The 5,931-nt window shown below is 39.6% G+C and carries 7 protein-coding genes and 3 tRNA genes; all 10 read left to right on the top strand.

The window, feature by feature from the left end:
• Positions 1–25: 25 nt before the first annotated feature.
• Positions 26–111, top strand: a tRNA-Leu gene (locus HT728_RS02690).
• A gap of 11 nt (positions 112–122) precedes the next feature.
• Positions 123–196: transfer RNA gene (locus HT728_RS02685), tRNA-Arg, on the top strand.
• A 15-nt stretch (positions 197–211) separates the two neighbouring features.
• A tRNA-Pro gene (locus tag HT728_RS02680) sits at positions 212–285 on the top strand.
• 482 nt (positions 286–767) lie between these two features.
• Positions 768–974: a hypothetical protein gene (locus HT728_RS02675; protein ID WP_173233629.1), complete on the top strand. Its 207-nt coding sequence runs from the start codon at positions 768–770 to the stop codon at positions 972–974.
• The gene (locus HT728_RS02670; protein WP_173212254.1) at positions 971–1,165 is read left to right on the top strand and encodes a hypothetical protein; all 195 of its coding nucleotides are present in this window, start codon (positions 971–973) and stop codon (positions 1,163–1,165) included. The genes HT728_RS02675 and HT728_RS02670 overlap by 4 nt, the downstream gene beginning before the upstream one ends.
• Complete coding sequence (locus tag HT728_RS02665; RefSeq protein WP_173233627.1) at positions 1,152–2,036, top strand: ABC transporter ATP-binding protein; 885 nt, start codon at positions 1,152–1,154, stop codon at positions 2,034–2,036. The genes HT728_RS02670 and HT728_RS02665 overlap by 14 nt, the downstream gene beginning before the upstream one ends.
• 1 nt (position 2,037) lies before the next feature.
• Positions 2,038–2,775: an ABC transporter permease gene (locus HT728_RS02660; RefSeq protein ID WP_173212250.1), complete on the top strand. Its 738-nt coding sequence runs from the start codon at positions 2,038–2,040 to the stop codon at positions 2,773–2,775.
• A complete protein-coding gene (locus HT728_RS02655; RefSeq protein WP_173212248.1) occupies positions 2,775–3,872 on the top strand; it encodes a sensor histidine kinase in 1,098 nt (365 codons plus the stop codon). The genes HT728_RS02660 and HT728_RS02655 overlap by 1 nt, the downstream gene beginning before the upstream one ends.
• Positions 3,873–4,472, top strand: coding sequence for a response regulator transcription factor (locus HT728_RS02650; protein ID WP_173212246.1), 600 nt, complete (start codon positions 3,873–3,875; stop codon positions 4,470–4,472).
• A gap of 319 nt (positions 4,473–4,791) precedes the next feature.
• Positions 4,792–5,802 (top strand): catabolite control protein A, encoded by a 1,011-nt coding sequence (ccpA, locus tag HT728_RS02645; RefSeq protein ID WP_173212244.1) that lies wholly within the window; start codon positions 4,792–4,794, stop codon positions 5,800–5,802.
• Positions 5,803–5,931 lie beyond the last annotated feature (129 nt).

Raw genomic sequence — 5,931 nt, 5'->3', positions numbered from 1 at the left:
CGAATCCCGTCGTTCGCTTGGAGAGGCCGGGGTGGCGGAACTGGCAGACGCACAGGACTTAAAATCCTGCGATTGGTAACGATCGTACCGGTTCGATTCCGGTCCTCGGCATAATATAATGAGCACCCTTAGCTCAACTGGATAGAGTACCTGACTACGAATCAGGCGGTTAGAGGTTCGACTCCTCTAGGGTGCATTTTTCTATTTAACTCGGGAAGTAGCTCAGCTTGGTAGAGTACTTGGTTTGGGACCAAGGTGTCGCAGGTTCGAATCCTGTCTTCCCGATATATTACAGAGATATGTGAGTGTGTATTTTTAAAACTAGATATTATATACATTAAGAGAGAATCAGTTTGGTTCTCTCTTTTTTGATTTTCAGTAATTCATTTTGGCAGCGTATACTTTTTGTCTCCAGTCTTTTCAATAAATACCGTAGTTTAGGTATACACATTGAATTCAAGGGATTTTATAACTCTTATAAATTTTTAAGAAAGCAATAGAAGGGTTTTGTTCAACTTATAATATATGTGTTTGTCTGATAAAAATTTCTACTCTTTTTGATTTTAAATAAGTATTAGTTTACATTATGGTGTGAATTGGGTTTGATATCTCTTTTGAGGAAGTTGCCTTAGATTTTTCTAATTGTGTTTTATTGTATAGTGTATCTTGCTTGTTTTGAACAGAATTTTTTATGACATTTGTCATATTTTTTAGTGACAGAAGCTTCTATCTCCTCTGATTTCAAAAGACTATAATTGTAGTATGAAATGGAGGAAGAAGAGATGAGAAATAAAATGATTATCGCAATGAGTTTAGTAGCAGCAGGAGTCATGACTTATCTCATGTTCTCAGGATTGGATGAAGATTTCTATCATTTTCCTTGGGAGCTATTTGCAGGATTTGGAATGATGTCTTGGATTGTTAGAGAAGGTTTGAAATTAGTCTCAGATGTGAAAAAGGAGTTTGAAAAATGAAAAAAGCGTTTCTCTATCTTTTTATTGGACTATCACTAGTGGTATGGTTGGTAGAAATGTTTACAGGTTGGTTTGATCAAGCCTTCCTTCACCAATTCATCCGTGGTGCTTTGGGGTTTGGATTTATGATTTTCGTCGTTTTCCTTATGAGAATGGAGTGGTTGAAAGGAGAGTCTCATGACTGTGATTAAAGTTGAGAAATTGAGTAAGAAAATAAAAGACAAGGAGATTTTGCGGAACATCTCCGTTGAAATCAACGATGGTGAATGTGTTGCCTTAATTGGTCCAAATGGAGCTGGGAAGACAACACTCTTAGATTGTTTGCTTGGAGATAAACTGGTCACAAGCGGTCAAGTATCCATCCAAGGCTTGCCAGTGACGAGTTCTCAGTTAGACTACACAAGATCCTATCTCCCTCAAGAAAATGTTATCGTTCAGAAATTAAAGGTCAAAGAGTTGATTGCTTTCTTTCAAAGTATTTATCCAAATCCCTTGAGCAACCAGGAAATCGATCAACTATTGCAGTTTGATCAGCAACAGAAAGAGCAATTTGCAGAAAAATTGTCAGGTGGGCAAAAGCGTCTTTTCTCTTTTGTCTTGACCTTGATTGGCCGACCAAAACTTGTCTTTTTAGATGAGCCAACTGCGGCCATGGATACTTCAACTCGTCAACGCTTTTGGGAAATTGTTCAGGAACTAAAAGCTAAGGGAGTTACCATTCTCTATTCCTCCCATTATATCGAAGAGGTAGAGCATACAGCGGACCGAATCTTGGTCTTGAATAAGGGAGAGTTGATTCGTGATACGACGCCTCTAGCTATGCGTAGTGAGGAGATTGAAAAGCATTTTATCCTTCCGCTGGCTTACAAGGAAGTCGTTGAGAAGTCAGTCTTGGTTGAAAGGTGGGTACAAAAACAAGATGCTCTGCAAGTTGTCACACGAGAGGCAAATGCTTTCTGGGAACTATTAGTCCGAGCAGGATGTAGGATTCAAGAAATTGAAGTCAATAATCGTAGCTTGCTGGATACAATCTTTGAAGAAACACAAAAGGGAGATGACTAAGATGAAACAATGGATCGCACTAAACAAGATAGAATTTCTATTGACCAAACGACAATTAGTCTATTATCTATTATCCGTAGGGATGCCGACAGCCTTCTATTTATTCTTTTCAGGCATGTACCAGGACACACCAGGTGGACCGGCTAATTTTATGCGTGATTACCTCATCTCCATGACTGCCTTTTCCATGATGTCGACCGCTATCTTTTCATTCCCAGCTGTCTTACATACCGATAAGATGAACAACTGGCAGAAAACATTGCGTCATAGCCCTGTAAATATGGTAGAATATTATCTATCAAAGATAACAAGTATGCTGGTTGATTATTTGGTTTCAATTCTGGTTGTTTTTACAGTTGGACATTTTGTAAGAGGTGTAGACATGCCTCTAGCAAGCTGGATTGGGGCTGCGTTCTTGCTGATAGTAGGAAGTGTAGCTTTTGTAGCGCTTGGCTTGACCTTGACACTCTTGCCTTCTAGTCAGCTGATGTCTGTCGTGGGCAATCTTCTCTATCTAGGCTTGGCTGTTTTAGGTGGACTCTGGATGCCCATCTCTTTATTTCCAGACTGGATGCAAGCAATCGGGAAGTGCCTACCAACTTATCAGTTGATGGAGTTGCTCAAGACCTTCTTAAACGAGGGTAGCATCAATCTATCAGCCACAGTTTATCTACTTGTTTTTTCAGCAGTTTTGTTTGGTTTGACCATTTACCTTCAAGGTCATAAGGAGAATGCTTAATGCTTGAAAGACTGAAAAGCATACACTATATGTTTTGGGCCAGTTTAATTTTTATGATTTTCCCCATCCTACCTGTAGTGACTGGGTGGCTTTCTGCCTGGCATTTATTGGTTGATATTCTATTTGTAGTGACGTATTTGGGTGTTTTAATAACTAAGAACCAGCGCCTATCTTGGCTTTTCTGGGGGATCATGCTGGTCTATGTAGCTGGGAATACCGTCTTTGTTGCTGTGAATTATATCTGGTTTTTCTTTTTCCTTTCCAATCTCTTAATTTATCATTTTGGCGTAGGTAGTTTAAAGTCTTTACATGTCTGGAGTTTTCTCCTTGCTCAAGTCCTTGTTATGGGGCGACTTTTGATTTTTCAGAGAATCGAAGTTGAGTTTCTAGTCTATATGCTTGTAATTCTTACTTTTGTCGATTTGATGACTTTTGGCTTGGTTCGGATTCGTATTGTGGAAGATTTGAAAGAAGCTCAGACTAAGCAAAATGCCCAGATAAATCTATTGCTAGCAGAAAATGAGCGCAATCGTATCGGTCAAGATTTGCATGATAGTCTGGGACATACTTTTGCTATGCTTAGTGTCAAGACAGATTTAGCATTACAGTTATTACAGATGCAGGCTTATCAACAGGTGGAAAAGGAATTAAGAGAAATACAGCAAATTAGCAAAGAATCAATGCGTGAAGTGCGAACCATTGTGGAAAATCTTAAGTCTAGAACTTTGACATCCGAACTAGAGACTGTGAAAAAGATGTTAGAAATTGCTGGAATTGAGGTGGAAATAGCTAATCAACTAGATACAGCTAGCTTAACTCAGGAATTGGAGTCAACGGCTTCCATGATTTTGCTTGAGTTAGTAACCAATATCATCAAACATGCCAATGCGTCTAAAGCTTACTTGAAATTAGAACGGACAGAGAAGGAACTCATTCTAGCAGTAAGTGATGATGGCTGTGGTTTCGCTTCTATAAAGGGTAATGAGCTCCATACAGTCCGAGAACGTATCCTTCCATTTTCAGGAGAAGTAAGTGTAATCAGTCAGAAACATCCAACGGAAGTGCAGGTTCGACTACCTTATAAGGAGAGAAAGTAGATGAAAGTATTAGTCGCAGAAGATCAAAGTATGTTGCGAGATGCTATGTGTCAATTGCTCACGCTTCAACCGGATGTAGAGTCTGTCTTTCAAGCCAAGAATGGGCAAGAAGCAATCCAACTATTAGAAAAGGAGTCTGTGGATATTGCCATCCTTGACGTAGAAATGCCTGTTAAGACAGGTCTTGAAGTCTTGGAGTGGATACGAGCAGTAAATCTAGAAACAAAGGTGGTTGTGGTGACGACCTTCAAGCGTCCTGGGTATTTTGAACGTGCGGTCAAGGCTGGAGTAGATGCTTATGTATTAAAAGAAAGAAACATTGCAGACCTCATGCAAACCTTGCACACCGTCCTAGAAGGACGGAAGGAATATTCGCCTGAATTGATGGAAGTGGTGATGACGCATCCCAATCCGTTAACAGAGCAAGAAATCGCCGTTTTAAAGGGAATTGCTCAAGGCTTCTCTAACCAAGAAATTGCAGATCAACTTTATTTATCAAACGGAACAGTCCGAAACTATGTCACCAATATTCTTTCAAAACTAGATGCAGGTAATAGAACAGAGGCAGCTAATATCGCGAAAGAATCTGGTTGGTTGTGATACTATCATAATGCGAAAACCATTATGTGCTAAAATTGAAATTATTTAATCAAACAATTTTGTAACTTGAGGAGGGCTTGGTTTCCTCCTTTTTGTTTACTCTAAGGTGGTAGCAAGAGCTAAACCTAGGCTTTCTATGAAATTTTTTCAATCAATCTTCAAAAAACACTTGAAAGTGTTTACAATTAGTGATAGAATGGAATAAGTAGAAACATGAAAACGAAATTTTCACATCTTCACTTTTGTAAGTAGATATAGAGTTTCAATCGGTGCCTCTACTTGTAAAAGAATGTGTGGGATAGAAAGGGCAGGAAAAGGAATGAATGCAGATGATACAGTAACCATTTATGATGTCGCTCGTGAAGCGGGTGTTTCCATGGCGACGGTCAGCCGTGTGGTCAATGGCAATAAAAATGTAAAAGAGAATACCCGTAAAAAAGTGCTAGAGGTAATTGATCGTTTGGATTATCGTCCAAATGCAGTTGCGCGTGGTCTTGCAAGTAAAAAGACAACTACTGTTGGTGTTGTGATTCCAAATATTACCAATGGTTATTTTTCGAGTTTGGCTAAGGGGATTGATGATATTGCAGAAATGTACAAGTACAATATTGTCCTAGCTAATAGCGATGAAGATAACGAGAAAGAAGTTTCTGTTGTCAATACCCTCTTTTCAAAGCAGGTAGATGGCATTATCTTTATGGGTTATCACTTGACAGATAAAATTCGCTCAGAATTTTCGCGTTCACGTACTCCGATTGTTCTCGCAGGAACTGTCGATGTTGAGCACCAGTTGCCAAGTGTCAACATTGACTATAAGCAAGCAACGATTGATGCAGTGAGTTACCTTGTTAAAGAAAATGAACGTATTGCTTTTGTTAGCGGTCCGCTAGTGGATGACATCAATGGTAAGGTTCGTTTAGTTGGCTACAAGGAAGCCTTGAAGAAAGCAGGAATCGCTTATAGTGAAGGTTTGGTATTTGAATCTAAGTATAGCTATGATGATGGTTACGCCTTGGCAGAGCGTTTGATTTCATCAAATGCAACTGCAGCAGTTGTGACAGGTGATGAGTTGGCAGCAGGAGTCTTGAACGGTTTGGCTGATAAGGGTGTTTCTGTGCCAGAAGATTTTGAAATTATTACTAGTGATGATTCACAAATCTCACGCTTTACCCGTCCAAACTTGACAACGATTGCCCAACCTCTTTATGACCTTGGTGCCATTAGTATGCGTATGTTGACCAAGATTATGCACAAGGAAGAGTTGGAAGAACGTGAAGTTCTCTTACCTCATGGTTTGACAGAACGTCGTTCAACACGAAAACGGAAATAGAAAAAATCAGGGAATCGTGAAGATTTCCTGATTTTGTGCTCTTAAACAAGAGATGTTGACTCAATGAATACCACAGAGCGGACTAGGAGGCTTGTTGAAGGCTACGCAACACACCGTTTTGAGGTTGCA

It is taken from the genome of Streptococcus sp. 544 (assembly GCF_013277385.1).
Taxonomy (GTDB): Bacteria; Bacillota; Bacilli; order Lactobacillales; family Streptococcaceae; genus Streptococcus; species Streptococcus mitis_BA.
Note: the sequence above shows the minus strand (reverse complement) of the source record. Positions and strands in the feature narration are given on the sequence as shown.

What these genes read in the sequence shown, in the direction of transcription:
- HT728_RS02660 (WP_173212250.1), top strand. Translation starts at nt 2,038, where the DNA reads ATGAAACAATGGATCGCACTAAACAAGATAGAATTTCTATTGACCAAA.
- HT728_RS02665 (WP_173233627.1), top strand. Translation starts at nt 1,152, where the DNA reads ATGACTGTGATTAAAGTTGAGAAATTGAGTAAGAAAATAAAAGACAAG.
- HT728_RS02650 (WP_173212246.1), top strand. Translation starts at nt 3,873, where the DNA reads ATGAAAGTATTAGTCGCAGAAGATCAAAGTATGTTGCGAGATGCTATG.
- HT728_RS02675 (WP_173233629.1), top strand. Translation starts at nt 768, where the DNA reads ATGGAGGAAGAAGAGATGAGAAATAAAATGATTATCGCAATGAGTTTA.
- HT728_RS02670 (WP_173212254.1), top strand. Translation starts at nt 971, where the DNA reads ATGAAAAAAGCGTTTCTCTATCTTTTTATTGGACTATCACTAGTGGTA.
- ccpA (WP_173212244.1), top strand. Translation starts at nt 4,792, where the DNA reads ATGAATGCAGATGATACAGTAACCATTTATGATGTCGCTCGTGAAGCG.
- HT728_RS02655 (WP_173212248.1), top strand. Translation starts at nt 2,775, where the DNA reads ATGCTTGAAAGACTGAAAAGCATACACTATATGTTTTGGGCCAGTTTA.